Origin of the sequence: Streptomyces sp. AC602_WCS936 (assembly GCF_019049125.1) — a bacterium.
GTDB lineage: Bacteria > Actinomycetota > Actinomycetes > Streptomycetales > Streptomycetaceae > Streptomyces.
On sequence record NZ_JAGMUF010000066.1, the window covers coordinates 163356 to 189852 of the forward strand.

Sequence of the window (26497 nt, forward strand, 5' to 3'; positions counted from 1 at the left end):
GCGTCCCCGCATGGAACAACCGCCTCTCCCCCAGCGCCCGTCCGCCCGCGCCCGGCACCGGTCCCGGGACCTCGGCATCGTCATCGGAACCGCCGCCCCCGGTCCCCTCAACGCCATCACGGATGTGCCGGGCGTCCGCGTCGGACACACCACCGTGCGGCGCGAACCCGGCATTCACAGCGGAGTCACCGCCGTCGTACCCGACCTCGTCGGCCCCCGGACGCCCCTGCCGGCCGGGGTGTTCACCGGCAACGGCTACGGCAAGCTCATCGGCACCACCCAGCTCGCCGAACTCGGCACGCTGGAGACTCCGGTGCTGCTCACCTCCACCCTGTCCGCCTTCCACGTCGCCGACGCGCTCGTCGGCTGGATGCTTGAGCGGCCCGGCTGCGAGAAGGTGCTGAGCCTGAACCCCGTGGTGGGCGAGTGCAACGACGGCCTGCTGTCCGACATCCGCGCCCGGCCGGTGCGGGAGGAGCACGTGCGGGCGGCCCTCGAGACCGCCTCCGGCGGGCCCGTGGACGAGGGGTGCGTCGGCGCGGGCACAGGCACGGTGGCGCTGGGCTTCAAGGCCGGCATCGGTACCGCGTCACGCGTCACGGACCTGGCGGGCCGCCGCTGCACCGCGGGCGTCCTGGTGCAGGCCAACTTCGGCGGCACGCTGCGGGTTCTCGGCCGCACCCTCACCCCGCGATCCCTGGGCGCCGGCGCTCCGGCACCCGATTCCGACGCCGGTTCCTGCATGATCGTGGTGGCCACGGACGCACCGCTGGACGCCCGGCAGCTCACCCGTGTCGCGCGGCGCGCGGTGTTCGCGCTGGCCCGCACGGGCGCGGCGTACAGCCATGGCAGCGGGGACTACGCCATCGCCTTCGGCACGGACTCCCCCGCGGCCGGCCCGGTGGCGGACGCCGAACTCGGCCCGCTCTTCGAGGCCGTGCTCGACGGCGTCGAGGAAGCGGTGCTCAACTCCCTGCTCGCGGCCACCACGACCACCGGTTTCGGCGGACGCACGGCACCCGCGCTCCCGGCGGACCTCCTTCTCGCCGCCCTCGCCACTCCGCCTCGCTGACCGGTGGCCCCGCACTTCCCGGTTACCAGTGGGTAGTCACACGACGACCCTTGCTATAAAGTCCGTCAACAAGGAGACTGCGTTACCGACGGTAATAGCAGCGCTGGGCGAGGACCGTCCCCGACTCGACTCGAGGAGCCCCTGCATGGCCATCCACATCCCGCGGCCAAGGACCAAGAGCCACACCCCGGACGAGAGCATCGCGCGGCGACTGCTCGACTCGTCCGCGCAGCTCTCGTACGACCCCCTCACCGAGGTCGACTGGGAGACCCCGCTCGACGAGGACTTCCACGGGGCCAGCCCGGAGTGGAGCACCCTCTACGGGACGCGGTACTGGGACGAACTGACCGACGCCCAGCGCAAGGCCCTCACCCGCCAGGAAGCCGCGTCCGTGGCCAGCACCGGGATCTGGTTCGAGATGATCCTCCAGCAGATGGTGCTGCGGGACGTCTACGCGAAGGACCCGACGGACGACACCGTCCAGTGGGCGCTGACCGAGATAGCCGACGAGTGCCGCCACTCGATCATGTTCGCCCGCGGGGCAAAGAAGCTCGGGGCGCCGGCCTACCGACCGCACCGCGTGGCGGTCGAACTCGGCAGGGTCTTCAAGACCGTCGCGTTCGGCGAGGCGGCCTACGCGGCGATCCTGGTCGCCGAGGAGGTCCTCGACGTGATGCAGCGGGACTGGATGCGCGACGAGCGGGTGGTGCCGTTCGTCCGCACCATCAACAACATCCACGTCGTGGAGGAGTCGCGGCACATGAAGTTCGCCCGCGACGAGACACGCAAGCACCTCGCGCGCGCCGGACGGATACGCCTGCGGGTCCACGCCCTGCTCATAGCGGTGGCCGCCTACGTCATCGTGACCAGCATGGTGAACCGCAAGGTGTACGCCAACGCCGGGCTGGACGAGGAGCGCGCGCTCCGCGAGGCGAAGGCCAACGAGCATCACAAGGCGATGATGCGCTCCAGCTGCTCGGGACTGATGACGTTCCTGAGCTCGGTGGGCCTGCTCACCAAGCCCGCGCTGTTCTTCTACAAGCGCGCCGACCTCATCTGACCATCACCCGGCGAGCGGACGACATGACCTTCGCGATCACCCAGAACTGCTGCACCGACGCCGCCTGTGTGGCCGTCTGCCCGGTCAACTGCATCCACCCGGCCCCCGGGGAACGGGACTTCGGTGCCACGGAGATGCTGTACATCGACCCGGCCGCCTGCATCGACTGCGGCGCCTGCGCCGACGCCTGCCCGGTGGACGCCGTACGTCCGGCCGAGGAGCTGACGCCGGCGCAGCAGCCGTACGCCGCGATCAACGCCGCCTACTTCGAGCGGTCCGGGCAGCCGGAACCGCGGGAGGCGGTGGACCACGGGCCGAACTTCCACGCCTGGGGCACGCCGGACTTCGAGCGCGTGCTGCCCGCCGACTTCGCGCCGCTGCGGGTGGCGATCGTCGGTACCGGACCGGCCGGGATGTACGCCGCGGAGGACCTGCTGCTGCACACCCGGTCGCAGGTCACCCTCGTCGACCGGCTCCCCGCGCCCGGCGGGCTGATCCGGTACGGCGTGGCACCCGACCACCTGGCGACGAAGCGGATCGGCGAGACCTTCGCCCGCTTCCACACCCACCCCCGGGTGCGCATGCACCTCGGCCTCGACGTGGGCAGCCACGTCACGGCCGCCGAACTCGCCGCGCACCACGACGCGGTGATCTACGCGGTGGGCGCGGCCACCGACCGGCGCCTGGGCATACCCGGCGAGGACCTGCCCGGCAGCATCGCCGCGACCCGGTTCGTCGCCTGGTACAACGCCCACCCGGAGGTCGCCCCTGACGCCGTCGCCCTCTCGGCTGACCGGGTCGTCGTGGTCGGGAACGGCAACGTCGCCCTCGACGTCGCCCGCATCCTGGCCTGCGACCCCACCGCCCTGACCGGCACGGCCGTCGCCGGCCACGCGCTGGACGAGCTGCGCCGCAGCAAGGTGCGCGAGGTGGTGCTCCTCGGACGCCGGGGCCCGGAGCACGCCGCCTGCACCGGGACCGAACTCCTCGCCCTGAAGAACCTCCCGGGCGTCGACCTGGTCGTGGACGACCACGATCCGCGCGTCGGCACGGCGATCGACGCGGCCGGGGCGGCACAGAAGGCCGCACTGTTCCGGGACGTACCGCGCGAGGCCGTCGACTGGTCAACACCGCCGGACCCGTCCGGGCAGCGGCGCCGCATCGTCTTCCGCTTCCACTCCGAGCCACTGGAGATGCGCGGCGACGAGAACCTCAGGGCCGTGCGGGCCACCGGAGGCGCCGGTGAGCAGGAGATCCCGGCGGGCCTGGCGCTGCGGGCCGTCGGGTACCGCGGGGTGCCGCAGTCGGGTCTGCCCTTCGACGAAGGTTCTGGGACCGTTCCGCACGAGCGAGGACGGGTGACCGGCCTGCCCGGCACCTATGTCGTGGGCTGGATCAAGCGCGGGCCGTCGGGTGGCATCGGCGCGAACCGCCGGTGCGCGGCCGAGACGGTCGGCACGCTGCTCGCCGACGCGGTCGCGGGCCGCTTGCCTGCACCCACCGGCGGGGCGCGGGCGTTCCACCGTCTCGCGCGCCGCCGCCGCTGAGTCCGTCTCAGGCGGCCTGCGCCGACGTCTCGTGCCGCCAGAAGCCCGAGAAGGTGATGCGGTCCTTGGGGAGGCCGAGGCGGTGCAGGTGCCTGCGCCCCTCGGTGGCCAGGGTCGACTCGCCGACGACGAAGGCGTATCCCGCCCGGCTGACGGAGCCGATCCTCCGTACCTCGTCGAGGGCCGCGGCGCCGGGCACGGAGGCGCCGTCGCGGCGTACGACCCAGGAGACGGTGACTCCGGACGGGGCATCGAGGGGACGCCTGTCGTCGTCGGTGGGCACTTCCTGGATGAGCCGTCCCACGGTGTCCCGCGGCAGTGAGCGCAGGATCGACGCGGTGGCGGGCAGGCCGGTCTCGTCGGCCACGACGACGACCTCCGAGGCGTCGCGCGGGCGGTCGAACAGGACGCCCTGGTCGAGGACGGCGAGGGCGTCGCCGGGGCGGGCGGCGCAGGCCCAGACGGCCGCCCTGCCCTCGACGGCGCCGGTGGCGTCGCGGTGCACCACAAAATCGATGTCCATCTCCGCCGTCTCCCGGCGGAAGTCGGCCACGGAGTAGTTGGCGCAGTGCGGCCGCTCCTCCTCGGGGATCTCCAGGTACGGCTGCCACCACCGGGTGCCCGTGAACTCCGGCAGCCGCAGGCGGCGCTGGTGGGGCAGTTGGAGGAACAGGCGGAACCAGTGGTCGTAGCCCAACCACGGGAACTCGCCGAGGTCCGCTCCGGTGACGGTCACCCGGTGCATCGACGGGGAGACACGCTCGGTGCGCACGACGCGGGCACGGAACATCCTGGGATTCTGCGGCACCAGCCGACGGACCTTCGCCATGAGAGAAGGCTAGCCTAAGCTAACTAGTCCTCGGCGATCAGTGCGGGTGTCGACCTCGTGAGCACCTCGCCGCGGAAGAAGGCGGGGCTGCGGCGGCTCATCACCGCCATGATGACCACGCCGAGCAGGAGCAGGCCCACGCCGATGACGAACACCGAGCCGACGCCGAGGACGGACGAACCACTGCCGTAGGCGGGGTCCCACATGTCGGCGAGCGTCTTGGTGAAGACGGCCGCGAGCAGCACCCCGCCGAGCACCGGGCAGATCCCCTTGAACAGCAGGTCACGGCCGGACCGCAGGAGGTCGGCGCGGAAGTACCAGGCGCAGGCGAAGGCCGTCAGGGCGTAGTAGAAGCAGATCATCAGGCCGAGCGCGTAGATGGTGTCGACCAGGACGTGCTCGCTGACCAGGGTCATCACCGTGTAGAAGACGCCGGTGGCGACACCGGCGGTCACCGTGGCCCGGCCCGGCGTGCGGAAGCGGGGGTGCACCTTGGCGTAGGAGGCGGGCAGCGCCTCGTACGCGGACATGGCGAGCACCGTACGGGCGACCGGGATGAAGGTCGTCTGCAGGCTGGCCGCGGCCGACGCCAGCACCGCGACGAACAGCAGGACGCCCAGGGCCGGTCCCATGACCGGGCCGGCGAGCGCGGCGAAGACGTTGTCCGAGGTCTCGGGGTTGGCGAGCCCGAGGCCCTGGTCGCCGGAGCCCACGACCATCTGCGCGGCGACTCCGGTGGCCAGGTAGGAGCCGACGAGCACGACCATGGCGACCAGCGCCGCGCGGCCCGGCGTACGGCTGCTGCCGCTGGTCTCCTCGTTGGCCGTCAGGCAGGCGTCCCAGCCCCAGTACATGAAGATCGACAGCGAGAGCCCGGCCGTGAAGGCGGCGAAGGACTGGACGGCGAAGGGGTTCAGCCAGGACCAGGAGAACTCGGCGGAGGTGGCGAACTGGGCGTCGCCCGCCTTGCTGAAGGCCATGGCGACGAACACGGCCAGCACCAGCAGCTGCAGGACGACCAGTGTGTACTGCAGGCCCTTGGTCGCCGTCATGCCGCGGTAGCTGATCACGGTGGCGATCGCGATGAGCGCCAGGCAGGTCACGATGTGCACGGCCTTGTTGCCGTCGAGCGCCGCCACCGACTCGCTACCGGTCACCTCCCCGGCGAGCAGCCAGAAGTACGAGGTGGCGACGCCGGCCAGGTTCGACAGCACGATGATCGTGGCGATGACCAGGCCCCAGCCGCACATCCAGCCCACCCGCGGGCCGAAGGCCTTCACCGTCCAGGTGAAGGAGGTGCCGCAGTCGGGCATGGCCCGGTTCAGCTCGCGGTAGGCGAAGGCGACGAGCAGCATCGGCAGGAACCCGGCGAGGAACACGGCCGGCATCTGCACGCCGACCTCGCCGGCGGTGGAGCCGAGGGTGGAGGTGAGGCAGTAGACGGGGGCCACGGTGGAGACACCGATGACGGCGCTGCCCAGCAGTCCCACGGAGTTGCCGCTGAGGCCCTTGGCCCGCATGCCGTCGGCGGTGGCTCCGTCGCCCGTGTCGTCGGCCCCGGGCCTTACGTCCAGCTGAGTCATGAACGAGACGTTAAATCCTGCGGTTTCCGTGGTTCCGGTTCTTGGCGCCACTCCCCCGCCGGTACGTTTCACCATGCTTTCCCGGGCCATGTTCGGCATTCAACCTTCAGTTCAAAGATTGATGAGCGGCTGCGGCCACTGATCTCGGCAGTCGGGCGGGGGCTGTCCGATATCCGGTTATCGCAGCACTGGCCGATTCCCGGCGTTCTGACTTTTCCATGCGATCTGCGTCACATGTCGGAACGCCCCGCGTCGGGTGCCCCCGGGGGCGGGCCCGGAGGCGTTCCGGCGCTCAGGTGCTGCAGCGCCTCGACCAGTTCCTGGCAGGCACGCTCCACCGAGCGCCGGGTGTGGAGCTGCTCGCTGATGACGGCGGAGAGCAGCAGCGCGGTGAGGGCCATGGTGCCGTTGAACGCCTGCAGCTTCACCATCACCTCCACGTCGGTCAGCCGCCCGAAGGAGCCCGCGTCGTCACCGGCCGCGACGGTCGTCACGACGGAGGCGAAGAGGGCGCACGGCATGCTGCCGGCCAGCTGGAAGCGGAGCGCGGCCCAGATCAGCAACGGATACACCAGGAACAGCATGCTGACCCGGCTGTAGGCGGCCAGCGGCACCACTGCGCCCGCGGCCACCACGAGGACCGCCGCCTCCGCCCACCGGGCACGCGGAGGCGCCCGGAGGCCGCGGTACAGCAGGAGCAGCAGCGGGGTCACGAGGACGACGCCCATCGCGTCGCCCACCCACCACGCCAGCCACACGAACCAGACGTCGCCCGCGGGCAGCTTGCCCCCGACGGCGAGCATGCCGACGCCCGCTCCCGAGCTGATCAGCATGGCGGCCAGCGCCCCGAGGAAGACGAGTGCCACCCCGTCGCGGATGCGGGCCAGGTCCGTGCGGAAGCCCACGGCCCGCAGCATCAGGTACGCGCAGAGCGGGGCCGCCGTGTTCCCGGCCACCACACCGATGGCGGCCGGCCCCGGAGGGGTGATGGAGGCGACGACCAGCAGGGCGCCGATGGCGATGCCCGGTACGCACGCCGGGCCGAACAGCAGCAGACAGGTCACCGCCAGTCCGGTGGGCGGCCAGATGGGAGTGACCACGGAACCCTCCGCGACCAGCTGCTGCGTGAGCCCGAGCCGTCCCGCCGCGTAGTAGCAGGCGGCGACGAGCAGCGTCCCGAGAGCGAGGACGACCGGCCGGGGCCACGCGCGAATACCCACCACAGCAGCCATCAGACACCGCCCGCGCCGCGTCGGCGAGGCGGGAGGCTCCCCGTACGCCGCCCTATGGAGTAACGGCGCGCGCGTCGTGGCCCACGACCAGGACGGCCGCGTCGTCGTCGTGGCCGACCAGCTCGGCGTTCTTCAGCACGGCCGCCGCGAGCGCGGGGGCGTCCATGCCGGCGACGGCCGCGATGCCCGCCAGTCGGACGACCCTCTCGAGACCCTCGTCGACGCTCAGCGCGGGTCCCTCGACCACCCCGTCGGTGAGGAGGACGAACACTCCGCCCAGGGCCAGCCGGTACCGGGTCACCGGGTACTCGACACCACTCACCACACCCAGCGGCGGTCCCCCTTCGTCGTCGGACACCCCCGCCCTTCCGTCCGCCGTGGCCCAGACGCAGGGGATGTGGCCCGCCCGGGCACTCTCCATCACCCCGGTGGCCGGGTCGAACCGCATGAAGGTGCAGGTGGCGAAGAGGTCCTTGCCCAGGGAGAGGACGAGGTCGTTGGTGCGGGCGAGGAGGTCGCCGGGTTCGCCCGTGACCGAGGCCAGGGCGCGCAGGCCCGCGCGGACCTGACCCATGAACGCCGCCGCGTCGATGGCGTGGCCCTGCACGTCGCCGACGGAGAGGCCGACCCTGCCGTCGGGGAGCATGAAGGCGTCGTACCAGTCGCCGCCCACGTTGAGTCCGGCGTAGGCGGGCGCGTACCGGGCGGCGAGGTGGAAGCCGGGGACCACGGGCAGGTCCGCGGGAAGCATGTCGCGTTGCAGGGCGATGGCGAGTTCCACCTGGGAGCGCCGCAGCTCGGCGAGCTCCCGCGCCCGTGTGGTCAGCGTCGCGAGTCGGTCCAGGAGCTCTTCGCCGTCAGGTGCCGGACGCTTGCGGAACATCGGCCGCTCCGGGATCGCGCACGGACCGGCCGGCTCCGACGGGTTGCTCTCCCCGCATGATCCGTCCGCCCGTCCTTCGCCGGAGGGCACCTCCCTGTGCCCCGAACACGGCAAGTCTCCCACCTGCCGGCGACGCGGGCACACCGAGCGGACCCGGCGGAGGGAGCGCACCTCGGGACCGGCGCGCACCGGGTCCGGGGGTTCAGTCGAAGGTCTCGACGTACTCCTGCGGCGGGCCGAGCTCGGGGCGTTCGCGCAGTTCCACGCGGTCGCCCGCCCGCTCCAGTTCGAGGACGGTGAGGGTGTTGTCGCCGGCGGTGGTGAGCGGTGCGGGCAGGTAGAGCGTGACCTGCGGTCCCGCGTTCCAGTAGCGGCCGAGGAGGAAGCCGTTGATCCAGACGAAGCCCTTGCGGAAGCCGGGGAGGGCGAGGAAAGTGTCGGCCGCTCCGTCGGCGGTGAAGGTGGCCGTGGCGAACCCCGCCCGGCGGCCCGGCACCCGCGGGTCCGTCGCCGGCACGGTCGCGGAGAGCTCCGGCGCGGCGGTGGCCCGGTCGAGGTCGTCAGCGGTCCACGTGTCGAGGGGCAGCGGCCGCATGGTCCAGCGGTGCACCAGCCGGCGGTCGATCCGGACCCCGCCGAGGATGCCCTTGCCCTGCCCGAGGAGCGGGCCGTAGTTGATGCGCCCCTGGTTCTCGACCAGGAGTTCGAGGCGGACGGCCCGGCCCGCTCCGTCGACTGTGAGGATGCCCGTCTCGCGGTCGAGGATTCCGGCGGGCTCTCCGTCGACGAAGACCTGCGCCCGGTCGTGCAGCCCGGACACGCCCAGTTCGACCCGGCCGTGCGGCAGTACGGGGTGCGCCCGGTAGAGGACGAGCCCGCCGGACAAGCCCAGTTCCCCGAAGCTCAGCGGGTCGGGCGAGTGCACGGCCTCGCCGACGGCTTCGAGCGCCGGGAGCAGGGGCGGGCCCGGGGTGACGGGCAGGGTGCGGGCGGGCAGGAGCGCGGGTGGTTCGGGCAGTGGTCGCGGCGGGCGATCGGTGGCGGTCAGCAGCAGCTCGCGCATCCGGTGGAACTTGTCGGTCAGGGCACCGTGCTCGGCGATCGGCGCGTCGGAGTCGTAGCTGGTGACCGTGGGCTGGATGGCGCCGTCCGCGTGGTTGGCGCCCGCCCAGAGGCCGAAGTTGGTGCCGCCATGCGCGGGATAGAGGCTGACGGAGCCGTCCTCGGCGAGGATCTCGGACAGGGTGGCCACCGCGCTCTCGGGCGACCGGGTGTGGTGCTCCTCGCCCCAGTGGTCGAACCAGCCGTTCCAGAACTCCGCGCACACGAACGGTTCCCCGCTCCGGCGCGAGCGCAGCAGCCGGGCGGCCTCGACGGCGCGCGAGCCGAAGGTGGCCGCCGCCAGCACGCCGGGGAGGGAGCCACCGTCCTGCATCAGCTCGGTCGGACCGTCGGCGGTGTAGCACAGCTCGGTGATGCCCCGTGCGGTCAGGGCGTCGTGCACCCACCGGACGTAGGTGTGGTCGTCGCCGTAGCTGCCGTACTCGTTCTCGACCTGGACGGCGACGACGGGTCCGCCGCGGGCGGCCTGGAGGCCGGCGATCCGGGGCACGAGGACGTCGAACCAGCGGGCGACCTCGTCGAGGTAGGGGGTGTACGAGGAACGCAGGCGCATGCCGGGCCGGTCGGTGAGCCAGGCGGGCAGGCCGCCGTTGTCCCACTCGGCGCAGATGTAGGGCCCGGGGCGCAGGACCACGTCGAGCCCGGCGTCCGCGGCGAGGGACGCGAAGCGCTCGACGTCCCGCCAGCCGTCGAAGCGGTGCTCGCCCGGCCGCCGCTCGTGGAAGTTCCAGGCGACGTAGGTGTCCACCGTGTTCAGGCCCATCGCCGCGAGACGCGCCAGACGGTCCGCCCACTGGCGCGGGTGCACCCGGAAGTAGTGCAGCGAACCGGCCAGGACGCGGTGCGGCCGTCCGGCGCGCAGCAGACGGCCGTCCGGATGGGTCAGCAGGGCGGTCGGCGCCGGGCGGTTCATCCGGCGGCTCCCGCCGTTCGCGTACGCCTCTCGGGCACGGCCCCTCCTCGTGGCTGCGTGGGCTGGTGAGTGCACAGGTGGGGCCGCGCGGCTCCCCTCCGTGGCCGGAACTATGGCACAGAATGTTATCGATGCCAACGCCGCATCGCTCACGGTCCGGACCCGCCCGGTATCATCCGGAGCGCTTACGCGAGAGAGGACCCCATGGAGACGGCGAAGGGTGCGGGGGCGGTCGGTCGGGCGCCCGGTATGACGGACGTGGCCCGGGTGGCGGGGGTCTCCGCGCAGACCGTGTCGCGCGCGCTGTCCGGTCACCCCAATGTCCGCGCGGAGACCCGCGCCAAGGTGCTCGCCGCCGTCGAACAGCTCGGCTACCGCAAGAACAGCGCGGCGGGGACGCTCTCCTCCGGACGCAGCCGGACCATCGGCGTGGTGACGCTGCAGACGACGTTCTACTCGCGGGTCACCCTGACCTTCGGCATCGAGCAGGCGGCCCGCGCGGCCGGCTGGTCGGTGGTCACGGCCTCCACCGAGTCGCTCGACACCTCCGTCGTCGAGGCGGCGCTGGCCCGGCTCGCGGACCAGGGCGTCGAGGGCGTCGTCCTCGCCATCCCGCTGATCCACGTCAGCCCGCGCATCGAGCAGCTGACCCGGTCGCTGCCGACCGTGACGGTGGACGGTTCCCGCACCGCCGCCTCGGAGGTGGTGGCCGTCGACCAGGTGGAGGCGGCCCGGCTGGCCACGCGTCACCTGCTCGACCTCGGCCACGAGACGGTCTGGCACGTGGCGGGGCCCGACGCGTGGCTGGACGCGCAGAGCCGGCTCAAGGGCTGGCAGGAGACGCTGGAGGCCGAGGGCCGCGGTGTCCCGCCCGTCCTCACCGGCGACTGGACGCCGTCGTCGGGCTACCGCAACGGCCTGGTCCTGGCCCGGATTCCCGAGGTGACCGCCGTCTTCGCCGCGAGCGACGAGATGGCCTTCGGCGTCATCCGGGCCCTGCACGAGTCGGGCCGCGAGGTCCCCCGGGACGTCTCGGTCGTCGGGGTCGACGACATCGACCTGGCCGCCTACTGCTCCCCGTCTCTGACGACCGTCTCGCAGTCCTTCACGGACATGGGCGCGCTGGCGTTCCGCCATCTGCTGCGGCACATCGAGGACCCGGCGGCCGGACCCGAACCGGCCTCGGTCGAGCCGAGACTGGTCGTGCGTGCCAGCACCGCCCCGGCCGCCGGCGGTACCGGCTGAGGCGGGGCGGTGCGCGCGGTGACGGCTACGGCCGCGTGCCCGGCGGGAAGCCGGCGGGCGGGTCGGCCGGGGTGCCGTAGACGCGCAGTTCGGCGGCCGCCGCGAACGGCTGCCCGTTGAGCGCGTTCAGCGCGGTGAACCGGACGTAGGAGGCGCGTACCGGATCGAACGAGACGCGCTGCGTCTCCCGCGCGTCCACCAGCGACCCCTCGGCCACCGTCGTCCACTCCCGGCCGTCGTCGGACACGGCGACTTCGTAGTCCTCGACCCGGCCGTTCGGCCCTCCGCTCTGCCGCCCGAGGTAGCCGAGGCCGTTCACCTCGGCCTCCCCGGCCAGCTTCAGGGTCACCCAGTGCGGGTAGGGCGCGGGCGTGTCCGTGTAGTCGGTGTGCCAGATGGTGCCGGGGTCGCCGTCGAGCACGTTGCCGACCGGGCCCTCCGCGCTGCCGGAGGAGCGGTTCTCCGAGTCGGCGGTCGCCGTCATCGAGGCCGGGGAGAGCACGGGTACGTCGGAGACGGCGGCCCCGGCGCGCGCCGTGACGGTCTTGGTGACGCCGGACTCGTCGTAGACGCCCGTCGCCGTCCAGTCGGCCGTGGTGCCCGCGGCGCTCTCGGGCGGGGTGAGCAGCCAGCTCGTGGTGACGGTCTCGCCGGGGGCGACCGAGTCGAAGAGGTTGCCGTCCTTCTCCTTCACCTCGACGGTCCAGCCGGTGGGGACGTCGTCCAGGCGCACGGCGACGTTTCGCGCGTCGGTCGCCTCGTGGTTGGTGAAGGTCGTCCGGTACTCGCCGGGTGAGCCCGGGCTGAGGTCGGCGTTGGCCGGAGCGGTCAGGCGGGCGCAGGCCGGGCCGCCGTCCACCGGTCCGAGGTCCTCGACCCGGAAGTCGTCGAGGACGAAGTCCGTGCCCGCGGCCCCGCCGAGCTTGCGCAGGCCGACCCAGGTGTCGCCGCAGCCGGCGACGATCTCCCCGGTGTACGTGGCGGTGTCCAGAGCGGGTTCGAAGGTCTCCCGGGTGATCTCCCTGGCCTCGGTCTTCCCGTCGCCGACGGTGTCCGCGCCGGTCACCCAGGCCCACTGCCCCGGGACGTTGGTCTGGTAGCGGAAGGACACGACGTACTTGTGCCCGGCCTCGAAGGGCACGGTCGCGGGGACCGTGCGGTACACCAGACCGGTGTTCTCCGCGTGCGACTTGAGCGAGTGTCCGCCGCCGATGACGTCGTCGACCGCCTTGCCGTCGAGAGTGCCTTCGTCGTACGGCGCGTGGCTGTTCTTCCACTCCTTCTGGCTGTAGGGGGCGTGCAGTTCGCTGATGCTGGTGCGGGGGTCGGTGACGCCTCCGGCGTCGCCCTTGACGAACGGGCCCCAGCCGGGCTGGTTGCCCTCGAAGTCGTTCCGCGCGATCACTGAGCTGTCGCGCGACGGCAGCGGCGCGGTGGTGTCGGGCATGACCCTCAGGTCGTCGAGGACGATGGCGGCCGCTCCGGGTTCGGCGGCGACGGCGATGGTGACCTCGCCGTTCGCCGGAGCGGTGAAGGCCACGGAAGCGCGCTGGGAGTAGGTGTCCCGCTTCTCGTCGGCGGCCATCCAATTGCGCGCCGGGGTGATGTCGAAGGTGTTCTCGGCCTCCTCGCCGGCTCCGGTCACACGCAGGGTGGTGGCGCGCCGGTGTCCCGCGGCGATCTCCACATCGGCGCTCAGCGTGTACCGCTTGCCGGGGCTCAGGCCTTTCACCCGCTGGGACACGCGGGAGTCTTCCGTGCCCAGCCGGGCGACGTTGTCGCCGTTGTCGGCCCGCTCGATCGTCGCGCCGCCGCGAGGGTGCCAGTCGGCCAGGTCGCCCGCGTTGAAGCCGGGGTCGTCGATGCCGGTGCCGGCGCCGTAGCGCGGGTCGGTGTGCGGTGCCTTGCCGCCACGGGGCACCAGCACGTACGGCCGGTCCGCCTCGGCGGTCAGGGTCACCCGGCCGTCACGGGCGCGGACCCGGGTGGCGTCGGTGCGTCCCTGGTCGGTGAGCTCGTACAGCGTGAAGTCCTGCGTCCCGGCGAACTGGCGGGTGAGGTCGAAGGTGTGCGTGCCGCCGGAGGCGCTGTAGTGGTACATCTTGTCGGCGTCGCTCGGTGACGAGGTGCCGTCCTTCTTGTCGGCGCGGCCCCAGGGCAGCAGGTAGGTGTCGCCGTCGAGGACCACCGCGTCGCCCATGGTGATCCGGCGCTCGTCCCCGTCGGCCTTGGTGACGGCGACGTCGCCGGTCAGGCGGGCGCTCCTGCCGAAGTCCCAGTCCATGACCTGGTAGTGCTGGAGGAACTTGGTGGGCAGGTTGTCGGTCCAGATATTGCGGTAGAAGGTGTTCCAGTCGTCCTGCCCGGTCCAGCCCTCGAACTCCTTGATGCTGGTGCCGCCCAGCAGCGGGTCGACGTTCCACACGTCGCGGTCGGAGTTGGCGATGAAGCGCACGATGTTGGAGTTGATGCCCTTGTTGGTGGCGCCGCCGTAGTTCTTGTCGCTCGCCCAGTGGGACCAGATGGAGGTGCCCTCGAACTTGTACGCCCACTCGGTGGTGACCTCGAAGCCCATCTCGCGCAGCTCGGAGGCGAGTTCGTCGGCCAGCCAGCCGCTGGAGTAGTACACGTCGATGTAGACGCTCTTGAGCTGGGGATAGTCCTTGCGCAGTTGCCGGAAGCGGTCCAGGACGGCGCCGCTGCCCAGGTCGGTGCGCTGGTCGATGTGGTAGGCCTGGTTGAGCCAGTTCCAGCCCAGCCCCTGGCCCTTGATCAGCACGTCGCTGAAGTTCTTCGCCTGGGGGTAGGCCTCGGTCGCGTTGACGTGCACGGCGAAGTCGGCGTTGTAGCGGGCGCCTTCACGGATCAGCTCGCCCAGTCCGGCGCGTCCCCCCGCCCGGACGTTCTCGTTGCCGCCGTAGTCCGGGTGCCCGGAGTCGTGGCCCTCGCCGGCGTAGCCCTTCTCCAGGACCCACTGGCCGAGGTCGTCCGTCGCCATCGAGATCCGCTTGACGTTGTCGAGCGTCTTCAGGAACGGGTTGGTGGCCTGGCTCGCGAAGTTGAACGGGATGTGCTGGACGACCCGTTCGGGCACCCGGTCGGCGCCCAGCGGGCGGGTCATGGCGTTGCGGTGGGCGATGGCGGCGTCCTGCCAGTCGACCCGGGCGTCGCCGTTGGCGTCCGCGGCGAGGACGACGGTGGTCCTCGGCAGCTCGTAGCGGGCGACCCGCGGGTCCGTGGCGCCCTTGGGCGCGTACGTGTAGGCGCCGACGGACAGTTCGGCGCGGCGTGCGCCGTCGCCGGCGTCCACGATCCTTGACTGGAGCCGGGTGTTCCAGTTGTCGTTGTTCCCCTGCGCGGAGTCGTCGGTGGCGTTGGTGATCAGCCCCGCCGCGAGTCCGTCGTGGGACACGAAGCCGTAGGGCGTGCCGACCGGCGCCTCGTCGGGCTCGGTGGCGCCGGTGATGTCGACGAACCGGTCCGCCGTCGTCGTGGAGTCGGTCGAGATCTTCGTACGGGCCAGGCTCGCCCCGCGGTCGGCGGAGTCGACGGAGACGAGTGACTGGCCGGGTACCGACAGCTCGTTGACGCCCGCCGCGGCGCCGCCGGAGATCTTCTCGACGGCGAAGACCACGGTGCGCCGGTCGGTGACCGTGATGCTGGAGGTCAGGGTGAGGTCCGGCAGATCGGCGAAGGTGGAGGTGTAGGTGGCCTTGTGCCGGTTCGCCTTCATCGTCGTGCGGGCCTTGTGGGGCTTGCCGTTGACGGTGAAGGTGTCCAGGACCTCCGCCTTGCCGTCCAGCCGGCGGCCGTCGAGGTCGTACGAGACGACCTGCGGGAACTCCTCGGCGACCCGCACGGTCAGTCCGGCGCGCGACAGCGCGACGGAAGTGGCCGGGTCGTCGGGCTCGGGTGGCGGGACCGGCGTCCACGCCGCGGACGCGTCCGCGGGCGGGGCGGGGGCCCGGTCGTCCGCGTGGGCCGGCATGGCAGCGGTCGACAAGGCGCTCACGACCAGCATCGCGCCGACGGCGGCCGCCGTACCCGGTCTCCACCGGGCTGTATGCCGGGGAGTCGGGGGCGGGGGTGTTCGGGGAGTTCGGGCTGTTCGGGGTTCTCGCAGGTTCATCGCTACCATCCAGCGGCTCCTCGGGACGGCCGGCTCTGCCGACCGGAGAACACGGGGACCATAGTGGAAATGGCATCGATAACACCAGAGTGCGTCACAGGACGCGATGAGTTTCGGTGACGCCTCGGGTCCGCACTGGTATGACACGCATCATCGCGGACATCTCCGTCTCTCTCGACGGCTTCGTCACCGGTCCGGACCCCGGCCCGGACAGCGGTCTGGGCACCGGCGGCGAGGCCCTGCACACCTGGGCGTTCTCCGACGACCCCGACGACCGGCGGGTCCTGCGGGAGGCCACCGCCCGCTCGGGGGCCGTCGTCCTCGGCCGCCGGCTCTTCGACGTGGTCGACGGGCCGCAGGGCTGGGACGACACGTCCGGATACGGCGCCCACGAGGTCGGCAGACCCGCCTTCGTGGTCGTGACGAGTTCGCCGCCCGAGGCGGTGCGGCTCGCCGACCTCGACTGGACGTTCGTCACCACCGGCCTGCCGGACGCCGTCGCCGCCGCCCGCGAGCGCGCCGAGGCGGCGTCGGCGCGCGGCGGCGAGGACCTCGACGTCGTGCTCATGGGCGGCGGGGCCACCGTCGGCTCGGCGCTCGACGCGGGGCTGGTCGACACGCTGACGCTGCACCTCGCGCCCGTCGTGCTGGGCTCCGGGACGCCCCTGTTCACCGGCGGTACGCGGCGGACGCTGGTGCGGCGCGACGTGACTGCGACGACGACGGCCACGCACGTGACCTACGACGTCACGTGACCCCCTGTGACGCCCGGTGCCTCAGCCGAGGGCGCCCGTGCGGGCCTGCCGCCACAGGTCGACGCCGGCGACGGCCACCGCGTGCTTGTCGATCTCGGCGAGTTCCTCCTCGCTGAAGGAGAGGTTGTCCAGCGCGGCCACGTTCTGCTCCAGCTGCTCGGTGCGGGAGGCGCCGATGACCAGTGAGGTCACGCGCGGGTCGCGCAGGGCCCAGGCGAGCGCCATCTGGGCCAGGCTCTGGCCCCGGCGGGCGGCGATGTCGTTCAGGGCGCGCAGCCTCCCGAGCGTGTCCTCGGTGAGCCAGTCGGCGGTGAAGGACTTGCCCTGGGTGGCGCGGGACCCCTCGGGGACCCCGTCGAGGTAGCGGCCGGTGAGCAGGCCCTGGGCGAGGGCGGTGAACCCGATGACGCCGAAGCCCTCGTCGGCCGCGGCGTCGAGCAGGCCCTCGGTCTCGATCCACCGGTTGAGCATGTTGTACGACGGCTGGTGGATCAGCAGCGGGGTGCCCAGGTCGCGCAGGATCGCCGCGGCCTGCCGGGAGCGCTCGGCGTCGTAGGAGGAGATGCCGACGTAGAGGGCCTTGCCCTGGCGCACCGCGGTGTCCAGCGCCGTCATGGTCTCCTCCAGCGGCGTGGAGGCGTCCAGGCGGTGGGAGTAGAAGATGTCGACGTACTCCAGGCCCGTGCGCTCGAGGGACTGGTCGAGGGAGGCGAGGAGGTACTTGCGGGAGCCGCCGCCCTGGCCGTAGGGGCCGGGCCACATGTCCCAGCCGGCCTTGGTGGAGATCACCAGTTCGTCCCGGTACGGCGCCAGGTCCTGGCGGAGGATCCTGCCGAAGTTGGTCTCCGCGGCGCCGTAGGGCGGGCCGTAGTTGTTGGCCAGGTCGTGGTGGGTGATGCCCAGGTCGAAGGCGCGCAGGGCGATCTCCCGCTGCGTCTCGAACGGCTTGTCGTCACCGAAGTTGTGCCAGTAGCCGAGCGACAGCACGGGCAGGTCGAGACCGGAACGTCCGGTGCGCCGGTACTGCATGGTGCCGTCGTACCGGCCGGGGTCGGCGACGTGGTTCATGAAGGTTCTCCGTGTTGCTGAGGAAGGTGGGTGGTCCGTGACGACGGACGTCGCGTCATCATCGCGCGCGGTTCGTGCGGCCGTCCAACAAGAACGGCTCATGGCATTGAGCACTGTCGTTTCTCGACGCCGGCCAGGTCCCGGGCCAGCAGTCCCACCTTTCGGCCGGCCCGCCCGGGGAACACGGTCGCTGACTTCGCCGTACGACACTCAGGAGGCCGACGTGGCGGACGACCAGCGCGACCCGACCGACCAGTACCCCCGCCCCGACTTCGCCGCCCAGGACCAGCCGCACCCCGGCTGGACCGGGCCGATGGACCCGCCGCCCGACCACGGTGAGGACTCGTACCGCGGGTCGGGGCGGCTGAGGGGCCGCAGGACCGTCATCACGGGCGGTGACTCCGGCATCGGCCGCGCGGTGGCCCTGGCCTTCGCCCGGGAGGGGGCCGACGTGCTGTTCACCCACCTCGCGCAGGAGGAGGGCGAGGCACGGGAGACGTCGCGGCTCGTGGAGGAGGCCGGGCGGAAGGCCGTGGCCGTCTCCTGCGACATCCGTGAGGAGGATTCCTGCCGGTCGCTGATCGACCGGGCGGTGTCGGAGTTCGGCGGCATCGACGTACTGGTGAACAACGCGGCGTACCAGATGGCGCAGCCCGACGGCATCGAGGCGATCCCGACGGAGCAGTTCGACCGGGTGATGCGGACCAACCTCTACGGCATGTTCTGGCTGACCAAGTTCGCGCTGCCGCACATCCCCGCCGGCGGCAGTGTCATCAACACCACCTCGGTCCAGGCGTACAAGCCCAGCCCGCACCTGCTGGACTACGCGATGACCAAGGGCGCGATCGTGACCTTCACCCAGGGTCTCGCCCAGATGGTCGCCGAGCGCGGCATCCGGGTGAACGCGGTGGCGCCGGGCCCCGTGTGGACTCCGCTGATCCCGGCGACGCTGCCGGACACGGTGGAGTTCGGCAAGCAGAGTCCGCTGGGCCGCCCCGCCCAGCCGGCCGAGCTGGCACCGGCGTACGTCTACCTCGCCTCCCAGGAGGCCGGCTACGTCACCGCGGAGATCCTCAACGCGACGGGAGGGACACCGCTGCCCTGAGCCGCGGTTGCGGGGCGCCTGCCCGAACGCCGCCGTCTCAGGTGCCGCGCGTCGAGGCGCGCAGGGCGTCCAGCACCTCGACGACCTCGTCGTCGTCCACCTGGTCGAAGTCGTCGTACCAGAGGCCGACCGCCCGGAAGTCCGGCGGCTGCTGGAGGCAGACCACGTCGTCGGCCTCGGAACGCATCTCGGCGACGGTCTCGGGTGCGCCGACGGGGACGGCCAGGATCAGCCGGCCGGGCCGCAGCGGGCGCAGATGACGGAGCGCGGCGCGTGCGGTGGCGCCGGTGGCCAGGCCGTCGTCGACGACGATCACGGTGCGGTCCCCGACGTCGGGCGCGGAGCGGTCCCCCCGGTAGAGCAGGGTGCGACGTCTCAGTTCGTCACGTTCGCGGGCCACGTCGGGAGCGAGCCGGTCCTCGGTCAGACCGAGCATTTCCAGGGCGCGCTGGTCGAACAGCGGGGGGTCGTCGCCCACGACGGCTCCGATGCCGGTCTCCGGCCTGCCGGGAAGGCCGATCTTGCGCGCGACCAGTACGTCCAGTGGTGCGCCGAGCGCCTGGGCGACCTCGGCGGCCACCGGTACGCCGCCGCGGGGCAGCGCGAGCACGACGGGCCGGAGGAAGTCGCGCTCCCGGGCCCGCTCCATGAGCCGAAGACCGAGTTGCCGGCCGGCTTCCCTGCGGTTGTGGAATCGCATGACCTGTCCGCCTGTCTCCTCGCGGGTAGGGAGGCTGTCACTCCGTCGGCCGTCCGGGACGGGTCCGGCCGGAACACTGATCGCCTGCTCCCTGGGCCAGGTGCGCACGGAACCAGTCGGCGGCGGCCTCGGTGACCTGCTCCAGGGCGCCCGGTTCCGGGAAGAGGTGCGTGGCGCCCGGCACGACGTGCGTGCGGTGGGGCGCCGACAGCTTCCTCGCGGCCTCACGGTTGAGACCGAGGACGGCGGCATCGTCGCCACCGACGACGAGCAGGACCGGTGCGGCGACCAGGGGCAGCGTGTCGCCGGCCAGGTCCGGTCTGCCTCCCCTCGACACCACCGCGCAGACCCGTCGAGGTCGCTCCGCGGCCGCCCCGAGGGCTGCGGCCGCTCCCGTGCTCGCGCCGAACAGGCCCACGGCCAGGCCGGCCGTGTCGGGGCGCCGCTCAAGCCAGTCGACGGCGTCCGCCAGGCGCCGGGCCAGCAGGGTGACGTCGAAACGGTGCCTGCCCGTGGCGGTGTCCTCGCGCTCCTCGTCCTCGGTCAGCAGGTCCAGCAGGAACGTGCCCAGCCCGGCCCGCCGCAGACCGGCGGCGACCGCCCGGTTGCGGGGGCTGAGACGCGAGCTGCCGCTGCCGTGCGCGAACAGGACCAGGCCCCGCGCCCCGGCGGGGACCGTGAGGTCGCCGGTCAGGGTCACGTCTGCCGAAGGCACCCGTGCGGTTTCGGAGACCATCGTGCTCACATCCCGGAGGCCGGCCGTTCGCTGCGAACGGGTACCCGGTCGGAGGAGCGGACACACCCGGGCCCGGGTGCGGGCGTGCGGAGGCCGGCGTGCGCCCCTCGCGGGGCGTACGCCGGCCGGTCGCGACCGGGTGCGGGAGCCCTAGCAGACTCCGAGGTCTTCCCAGACGCCCCACTCGCCGGTGGTACCGGGCTCCTCGCCGGTCACCCACCACTTGGCACGCCAGGTGTGGCCGCCGTGGGAGACGGTGTCGCCGCCGTTGTAGACGTTCCCGGCGTTCCAGGCCGCCGTGGCGCAGTCGCCCGGCTCACCGTCGCCGCCACCGTCACCGCCACCGGTTCCGCCGATGTTGACATCGATGCAGGAGTAGAAGGCGTTGCCGGTGTCCGCGACGTTCCAGACGGCCAGCACCTTCTGCTTGCCGGTGAAGCCGCCGAAGTTCACCTGGTGGCTCACGTCGGGGGCGGGCTGGGCGCCGTGGCCGGCGAACTCGGCGATCTTCTGGTTGCCGATGAAGTACTGCCAGTTGGCGGTGGCGTGCCGTGCCGTGTGGTGCCAGGTGAAGGTGTGCGTGGAGCCGACCGGCGTGACCCGCCAGCCCTTGCTGTCGTCGTCCAGTTCGGCGAACTGGGCGTTGCCGCCGCTGCAGCTGTTGAGTCCCTTGGGGCCCTCCACGCTCTGCGGCTCGTACTTGATCTGTCCGCAGTCCACCACGCCCGCGGCGCACTGGTCCTGACGGCTCCCCGGCGAGACCACCCAGCCGTGGGCGCTCGCCGAGGGCGCCGGAAGGCTCACGGCGATCACCGGAGCGACCAGTGCTCCCACGGCGACGGCGACTCTTCTTTTCATGCGCATGACATCCCTTTCGTCGATCCACTCGGTCCACTCGATCCACACCGAACCAGCCCGCCCCGGCTTGCGATGTCACCGATCAACATCTGGATTCAGGTCTAGACCTTCACCTCGCAGGTCTAGACCTTAGCGGCAGACGAGGGGGCGTCAAGGGGTTGGACACGGGCAACAGCCGGGCACGCCCGGACGGCCGGCTCACCTGAACCCCCCTGGAAAGACGGCCTCTTGTGTCCGACGGGACCGTGTAGTGAGCTGTGGCCCATGAGGATGACAAGCGTGGCGGCGTTCACCGCCGCCCTGGCCGTGGCACCGCTCCTGGCAGCGGGGGTCCCGGGCCATCGTGCGGTGGCCGCCGAGCCCACCGCGTCCGGTACCGGCGTCTCGTCAGCCGCCGCGGAGGCCGCGCTCGTGCGCGGGGTGGATCTGAACACGGTGACGATTCCCGAGTTGCAGGAGCACATGCGGCGCGGATCACTGACGTCGTACCGGCTGACCCTCGCCTACCTGCGGCGGATCAAGGCCGTCGACCCGACGATCAACGCGGTGCTGCGCACCGACCCGACCGCGCTGCGCCAGGCGGCCGCCAGCGACGTACGGCACCGACTCGGCCGGACCCGCGGCCCGCTCGACGGCATCCCGGTCCTCCTCAAGGACAACGTCGACACGCGAGGCATGCCGACGACCGCGGGATCGCTGGCCCTGGCCGGGAGTCCACCGGCCACCGACGCCGTACTGGTGAAGAGACTGCGGGCGGCCGGCGCGGTGATCCTCGGCAAGACCAACCTGTCCGAATGGGCCAACTTCCGCGCGGCGAAGCCGACCTCCGGCTGGTCGGCGGTGGGCGGCCAGACGCACAACCCGTACGTACTGGACCGCAACCCCTGCGGGTCCTCCTCCGGCTCGGCCGCCGCGCTCGCCGCGTCGCTGGCCCAGGTGGCGATCGGCACCGAGACCGACGGCTCGATCGTCTGCCCGGCCGGGATGAACGGCGTGGTCGGTCTCAAACCCAGCCTCGGCCTGGTCAGCGGGACGGGCATCGTCCCGATCTCCGCCGAGCAGGACACGGCCGGCCCGATGGCACGCAACGTGATCGACACCGCGCTCACTCTCTGGGCGATCACTGAGGACGTCACCGGCACGACGACCGGCGGTGATCGCGCGCAGGACCTCACGGACGCGGTCACCCGGCCCGGTGGACTGCGCGGCAAGCGGATCGGGCTGTGGCGACTCCCGCTCGGCGCGGAGGTGGACGCCCTGATGACCCGCACCGCGGCGGACCTGCGTGCCGCGGGCGCGCACGTCGTCGAGGTGACCCCGCCCTATCAGGAGCGGCTCGCCGAACTCGAGTTCCCGGCCCTGCTGAGCGAGTTCCACCGGGACATCGACGCCTACCTCACCACCCGCGACGGGCCTCAGGACCTCGCCGAGCTGATCGAGTTCAACCGCACCCACCCGGCCGAGCGGACCTGCTTCGCCGGCCAGGAGCTGTTCGAGCAGGCCCTGGCCGCGCCGCCGACCACCGACCCGCGGTACCGGGCGATGCGCGCCGAGCTGCGAGACCTCTCCCGGCGGTCCATCGACGAGACCATGGCCGAGCACGACCTGGACGCCATCGCCGCCCCGACGAACCCGCCCGCGTGGACCACCGACTGCGCGCGCGGCGACGACGACGTGATCCCGTCCTCCACGCCCGCCGCCGTCGCCGGATACCCGTCCCTGTCCGTGCCCGCCGGGTTCGTCGGCGAACTGCCGGTCGGACTGCTCCTGATGGCCGGCGACCACCAGGACGCCGGACTCCTGTCCCTCGGGGCGGCGGTGGAGCACCGGCTGGCCGCCTGGCGAGCACCGGCATACCTGCCCACCCTGCCGCCCGAGGACGCCGTCAGGACTGCTCCTTGAGGAAGGTCACCACGGCGTCCAGGAACCGCTCCTGCCCTTCGACGTTCGCCATGTGCACCGTGGGCAGGACGGTGAACCGCGCACCGGGGACGGTCGCGGCCAGTTCCTTCCCGTGGTCGGCGGACGTGACGGTGTCGTGCTCACCCGCGATGACCAGTGTCGGGCTGTGGATGAGGGTGGCCGTGCGGCGCAGGTCGTAATCGCGCACCGCGGCCCAGCTGCCGGCCACGCCCTCGCGCTCCGTGGCGAGCAGGGTGCGGCGGAAGCCCTCGACAACCTCGTCGTCGCCGCGCAGCATGCGGGTCGGGAACCAGTTGCTCAGGAACATCTCCGCGGTGACCCGCATGTCGGGGGCTTCCAGCAGTTCGGCGATGGGCCGGTCCCACTGATTCGCCGGGCCGAGGTACGCGGCGGTGTTGGAGAGCACCAGGCGGTCGACACGCTCCGGGACGTGGATCCCCAGCCACTGCGCGACGATCCCACCCAGGGACAGGCCCAGCACATGCACCCGCCGCAGGCCCAGGGCGTCCAGCAGCTCCACCACGTCACGCCCCAGCCGGTCCAGGGAGTACGGGCCGCTCGGGACATCGGAGGCGCCGTGGCCGCGCGCGTCGTACCGGAGCAGCCGGAAGTGCTCGGTCAGAGCCGGCACCTGGCCGTCCCACATGTGGAGGTCGGTACCGATGGAGTTCGAGAGCAGCAGCACCGGCTTGCTCTCGTCACCGTCGAAGCGGTAGGCGATGCGGACGCCATCGCCGGTGGTGATGGCAGTACGGGTCTGAGAAGTCATGTCAGCTCCAGTGATCCGGCGGCTATGTGCTGAGCCTATGAACGCCGACTGCAGACTTCTATTACAAAGACCGGAAGTACTCTGTAGGTTGTCGGGACAATGTCGAACTTCACGCTCCACGAGCTGCAGTGCTTCAACGCCGTTGTGCTCCACGGCGGATTCCAGGCCGCCGCCGAGCGGCTGCACCGCTCGCACCCTTCTGTGTTCGCGGCGGTCGCCAAGCTGGAGCGCCAGCTGGGCCTGGAGCTGCTGGATCGCTCGGGCTACCGGGTTCAGCTCACCGAGGCGGGGCACGCCTTCCACCGCAAGGTGCGCTTCCTGCTGCACGAGGCCGAGGAGCTACGGACTTACGCCGCTCAGTTGGCGATGGGCGAAGAGGCCGAGCTGCGCGTGGTGCTCGGGGACCTGTGCCCGCTTCCACCGGTGCTGGAGATGCTCAGCCGCTTCTTCGCGTCGCGCCCGCAGACACGACTGCACCTCCAGTTCGAGACGGTCACCGGCCCCTGGGAGCGGCTGCTGGAGGACGAGGCCGACCTCATCGTGCACCGCGTCCCCAAGAGTAACGTGCGGATGGAGTGGATCGATCTCGGCCGCGTCGCGCTGGTGCCCGTCGTGGCGCCCGGTTTCCTGCCCTTTCCTCCTGACACCGACATCACGCCGCAGCGGATGCAGGCCTTCACCCAATGCGTGGTCCGGGACTCGGCGCGGCATCCGTCCGAACCAGGCCATTTCCTGGTCCAAGGCGCGCCCCAAAGCTCCGTTCCGGACCATCTCATGAAGAAGGAGCTGATCCTGCACGGCATGGCGTGGGGACACGTGCCGCGATTCCTGATCGAGGACGAGTTGCGTGACGGAAGCCTGCTTTCCATCGCCGGACAACACTTTCCCGGTGTGGTCGAGGAACTCTCGGCAGCTCGCCGGCGCGACCGGCCTCACGGGCCGGTCGCCGACCAGCTGTGGGACTTCTTGACCCGCCGTGCCCCGGTCCTGGGGCCGACGCTGGGCCGTGTGCCCACGGTGGACGGAGCCTCGTAACACCACGGCTGACGCCGGTGAGGGCGGCGAAGGCACGGCTGCAGCCGAACGCGGTCGCCGTCGCCGCAGGATGTCAGCGTGCCCTTCGCCGCGGCTTCAAAGGCGCGTTCGGCAGTTCGGGCGCGGGCAGCGGAGCGCCGTCGTAACCGTGCACCTCGCCGAAACGGGCGCCCATCATCCAGTCCTCACGCGCCTGCACGATCTCGTCGTGCGACCGTCCGACGAAGTTCCACCACATGATGATCTCCTCGGGGAACGGCGGTCCGCCGAGCAGCACCAGCCGGGCGGTCGCGGCCGACTCGTTGGTCAGGGTCAGCGTCCGGCGGCCCGGCGCGAGGTAGCCCAGTTCGGTCGGCCGTACGGTGTCGCCGTCGACGCGTACGTCGCCGCTGTCGACGAGAACGCCGTGCTCGAAGCCCGCGTCGACGTCCAGGGTCATGGTGCCGCCCGGGTCCAGCGACACCTCGGCGCCCAGCAGCGGCGTGAAGGTGCTGACGGGTGAGGTGTCCCCGGCGAGCGAGCCGAGGAAGACGCGCACCGTACCGTTGTCGAGGGCCACCGGTACGGGCACGTGGTGCTGGAAGTCCCGGTCGGTGCCGCGGTGTTCGTCCGGCAGCGCCACCCAGAGCTGGACTCCGTGCAGAATCGTGGTGTCCGGGGTGGACACCTCGGAGTGGGCGATGCCGAAGCCGCCGGTCATGAGGTTGAGTTCGCCGGGCCTGACCGACGCGTGGGTGCCCAGGCTGTCATGGTGCTCGATCTCGCCGCTGAAGAGCCAGCTGACCGTCTGCAGACCGGTGTGCGGGTGCGGTGGGACGTTCATGCCGCCCGACCCGGCCACGTCGTCGGGACCGTAGTGGTCGGCGAAGCACCAGGCTCCGATCAGCGTCCGGGCCCGTTGGGGCAGCGTGCGCCGCACCTTCATGGCGCGCGGACCGCCGAGGGGGACGTCACGGGCGGTGAGGACCTCGACGCCGGCGGCGGCGGGCACGTCGTCCTCCGACGCCGACATGAAAGTTTCACTTTCAACATCCATGGGGGTGATGATAGAGCCGGACTAGGACTTCACGAAGTCCAGCAGGTCGGGGTTCAGTACTTCGGGGTGCGTGGCGAGCATGCCGTGCGGGAGTCCCTCGTACGACTTCAGCGTGCCGTTCCTGAGGAGTTCCACCGACAGCGGCGCCGCGTCCTCGTACGGCACGACCTGGTCGTCCGTACCGTGTGCGACCAGCACCGGGACGTCGATCCGCTTGAGGTCCTCGGTGAAGTCCGTCTCGGAGAACGCCTTGACGCACTCGTAGTGGGCGTTGGCCGCGCCCGTCATTCCCTGCCGCCACCAGTTGTCGATCAGCCCCTGGGAGACCTTCGCGCCCTCCCGGTTGAAGCCGTAGAACGGGCCGGAGGGCACATCGATGTAGAACTGCGCGCGGTTGGCGGCCAGGGCCGTCCGGAATCCGTCGAAGACCTCGATCGGGGTGCCGCCGGGGTTTGTCTCGGACTTGACCATCACCGGTGGCACGGCGCCGACGAGCACCGCCTTGGCCACCCGGCCCGGCTCGGCACGTGCCACGTAGCGCGCGACCTCGCCGCCGCCGGTCGAATGCCCGATGTGCACGGCGCCCTGAAGATCCAGCGCGTCGGTCAGCGCCGCGACGTCGGCGGCGTAGGTGTCCATCTCGTGGCCCGTCGAGGGCTGGCTCGAACGCCCGTGGCCGCGCCGGTCGTGGGCGATGACGCGGAAACCGTGGGAGAGGAAGAACAGCATCTGGTTGTCCCAGTCGTCCGCGGTGAGCGGCCAGCCGTGGTGGAAGACGACCGGCCGGCCGTCGCGCGGCCCCCAGTCCTTGTAGAAGATGCTCGTGCCGTCGGAGGTGGTGACCCTGCCCATCACTGTTCCTTCCGCGTCTCTGTCACGCCACCCTACGCGCATGTC

General features: G+C 71.7%; 21 protein-coding genes. 8 read left to right on the forward strand and 13 right to left on the reverse strand.

The features are described 5' to 3' along the window. Positions 1-10: 10 nt before the first annotated feature. The 3 genes from KUM03_RS22585 to KUM03_RS22595 all read left to right on the forward strand — a co-directional run bounded on the left by KUM03_RS22585 (position 11) and on the right by KUM03_RS22595 (position 3679). Positions 11-1072 carry a P1 family peptidase gene (locus tag KUM03_RS22585; RefSeq protein ID WP_217251099.1) on the forward strand — a complete coding sequence of 354 codons (1062 nt, stop codon included), beginning with the start codon at positions 11-13 and terminating at the stop codon, positions 1070-1072. Positions 1073-1217: 145 nt separating this feature from the next. Further along, positions 1218-2132: a diiron oxygenase gene (locus tag KUM03_RS22590; RefSeq protein WP_217251100.1), complete on the forward strand. Its 915-nt coding sequence runs from the start codon at positions 1218-1220 to the stop codon at positions 2130-2132. Between the two features lie 23 nt (positions 2133-2155). Beyond that, positions 2156-3679 (forward strand): FAD-dependent oxidoreductase, encoded by a 1524-nt coding sequence (locus KUM03_RS22595; RefSeq protein WP_217251101.1) that lies wholly within the window; start codon positions 2156-2158, stop codon positions 3677-3679. A 7-nt stretch (positions 3680-3686) separates the two neighbouring features. Here the strand turns inward: KUM03_RS22595 and KUM03_RS22600 are convergent, their stop codons facing one another. From KUM03_RS22600 to KUM03_RS22620, 5 genes are all read right to left on the reverse strand, one after another. Continuing rightward, positions 3687-4508 carry a siderophore-interacting protein gene (locus tag KUM03_RS22600; RefSeq protein ID WP_217251102.1) on the reverse strand — a complete coding sequence of 274 codons (822 nt, stop codon included), beginning with the start codon at positions 4506-4508 and terminating at the stop codon, positions 3687-3689. A gap of 23 nt (positions 4509-4531) precedes the next feature. Next, positions 4532-6091, reverse strand: coding sequence for an APC family permease (locus KUM03_RS22605; protein ID WP_217251103.1), 1560 nt, complete (start codon positions 6089-6091; stop codon positions 4532-4534). Between the two features lie 230 nt (positions 6092-6321). Next, complete coding sequence (locus KUM03_RS22610) at positions 6322-7323, reverse strand: MASE1 domain-containing protein (RefSeq protein ID WP_217251104.1); 1002 nt, start codon at positions 7321-7323, stop codon at positions 6322-6324. Positions 7324-7375: 52 nt separating this feature from the next. After that, complete coding sequence (locus KUM03_RS22615; RefSeq protein WP_217251105.1) at positions 7376-8206, reverse strand: PP2C family protein-serine/threonine phosphatase; 831 nt, start codon at positions 8204-8206, stop codon at positions 7376-7378. Positions 8207-8408: 202 nt separating this feature from the next. Continuing rightward, positions 8409-10241 (reverse strand): glycoside hydrolase family 35 protein, encoded by a 1833-nt coding sequence (locus KUM03_RS22620; RefSeq protein WP_217251106.1) that lies wholly within the window; start codon positions 10239-10241, stop codon positions 8409-8411. Positions 10242-10445: 204 nt separating this feature from the next. On the opposite strand from KUM03_RS22620, the gene KUM03_RS22625 reads away from it, so the two are divergent. Beyond that, positions 10446-11486, forward strand: a complete 1041-nt coding sequence (locus tag KUM03_RS22625) for a LacI family DNA-binding transcriptional regulator (RefSeq protein ID WP_217251107.1) — start codon at positions 10446-10448, stop codon at positions 11484-11486. 25 nt (positions 11487-11511) lie between these two features. Here the strand turns inward: KUM03_RS22625 and KUM03_RS22630 are convergent, their stop codons facing one another. After that, positions 11512-15507 carry an endo-alpha-N-acetylgalactosaminidase family protein gene (locus KUM03_RS22630; protein ID WP_254399717.1) on the reverse strand — a complete coding sequence of 1332 codons (3996 nt, stop codon included), beginning with the start codon at positions 15505-15507 and terminating at the stop codon, positions 11512-11514. Positions 15508-15755: 248 nt separating this feature from the next. On the opposite strand from KUM03_RS22630, the gene KUM03_RS22635 reads away from it, so the two are divergent. Beyond that, a complete protein-coding gene (locus tag KUM03_RS22635; RefSeq protein ID WP_217251108.1) occupies positions 15756-16370 on the forward strand; it encodes a dihydrofolate reductase family protein in 615 nt (204 codons plus the stop codon). A gap of 21 nt (positions 16371-16391) precedes the next feature. On the opposite strand, the gene mgrA is transcribed toward KUM03_RS22635, so the two are convergent. After that, entirely contained in the window at positions 16392-17438 is a 1047-nt protein-coding gene (gene mgrA, locus KUM03_RS22640) for an L-glyceraldehyde 3-phosphate reductase (protein ID WP_217251109.1), read from the reverse strand. A 223-nt stretch (positions 17439-17661) separates the two neighbouring features. Here mgrA and KUM03_RS22645 point away from each other — a divergent pair, with 223 nt between their 5' ends. Continuing rightward, positions 17662-18543 carry an SDR family oxidoreductase gene (locus KUM03_RS22645; RefSeq protein ID WP_217251110.1) on the forward strand — a complete coding sequence of 294 codons (882 nt, stop codon included), beginning with the start codon at positions 17662-17664 and terminating at the stop codon, positions 18541-18543. A 37-nt stretch (positions 18544-18580) separates the two neighbouring features. Here KUM03_RS22645 and KUM03_RS22650 read toward each other — a convergent pair whose 3' ends face one another. The 3 genes from KUM03_RS22650 to KUM03_RS22660 form a co-directional block, all read right to left on the reverse strand. Further along, positions 18581-19243: a phosphoribosyltransferase gene (locus tag KUM03_RS22650; protein ID WP_217251111.1), complete on the reverse strand. Its 663-nt coding sequence runs from the start codon at positions 19241-19243 to the stop codon at positions 18581-18583. Positions 19244-19280: 37 nt separating this feature from the next. Beyond that, complete coding sequence (locus tag KUM03_RS22655; RefSeq protein ID WP_217251112.1) at positions 19281-19979, reverse strand: dienelactone hydrolase family protein; 699 nt, start codon at positions 19977-19979, stop codon at positions 19281-19283. A gap of 150 nt (positions 19980-20129) precedes the next feature. Further along, on the reverse strand, positions 20130-20843 hold the full coding sequence (locus KUM03_RS22660) for a lytic polysaccharide monooxygenase (protein WP_217251113.1): 714 nt from the start codon (positions 20841-20843) through the stop codon (positions 20130-20132). 258 nt (positions 20844-21101) lie between these two features. Between KUM03_RS22660 and KUM03_RS22665 the strand changes: the two genes are divergently transcribed. Further along, a complete protein-coding gene (locus tag KUM03_RS22665; protein WP_217251114.1) occupies positions 21102-22739 on the forward strand; it encodes an amidase in 1638 nt (545 codons plus the stop codon). On the opposite strand, the gene pcaD is transcribed toward KUM03_RS22665, so the two are convergent. Next, positions 22723-23529, reverse strand: coding sequence for a 3-oxoadipate enol-lactonase (pcaD, locus tag KUM03_RS22670; protein WP_217251115.1), 807 nt, complete (start codon positions 23527-23529; stop codon positions 22723-22725). The two genes, KUM03_RS22665 and pcaD, sit on opposite strands and share 17 nt — an antisense overlap. A gap of 99 nt (positions 23530-23628) precedes the next feature. On the opposite strand from pcaD, the gene KUM03_RS22675 reads away from it, so the two are divergent. Further along, a complete protein-coding gene (locus KUM03_RS22675; RefSeq protein ID WP_217251116.1) occupies positions 23629-24564 on the forward strand; it encodes a LysR family transcriptional regulator in 936 nt (311 codons plus the stop codon). A gap of 73 nt (positions 24565-24637) precedes the next feature. On the opposite strand, the gene KUM03_RS22680 is transcribed toward KUM03_RS22675, so the two are convergent. Further along, the gene (locus KUM03_RS22680) at positions 24638-25576 is read right to left on the reverse strand and encodes a pirin family protein (protein WP_254399758.1); all 939 of its coding nucleotides are present in this window, start codon (positions 25574-25576) and stop codon (positions 24638-24640) included. A 45-nt stretch (positions 25577-25621) separates the two neighbouring features. Then, positions 25622-26452 (reverse strand): alpha/beta fold hydrolase, encoded by an 831-nt coding sequence (locus tag KUM03_RS22685; protein ID WP_217251118.1) that lies wholly within the window; start codon positions 26450-26452, stop codon positions 25622-25624. Positions 26453-26497 lie beyond the last annotated feature (45 nt).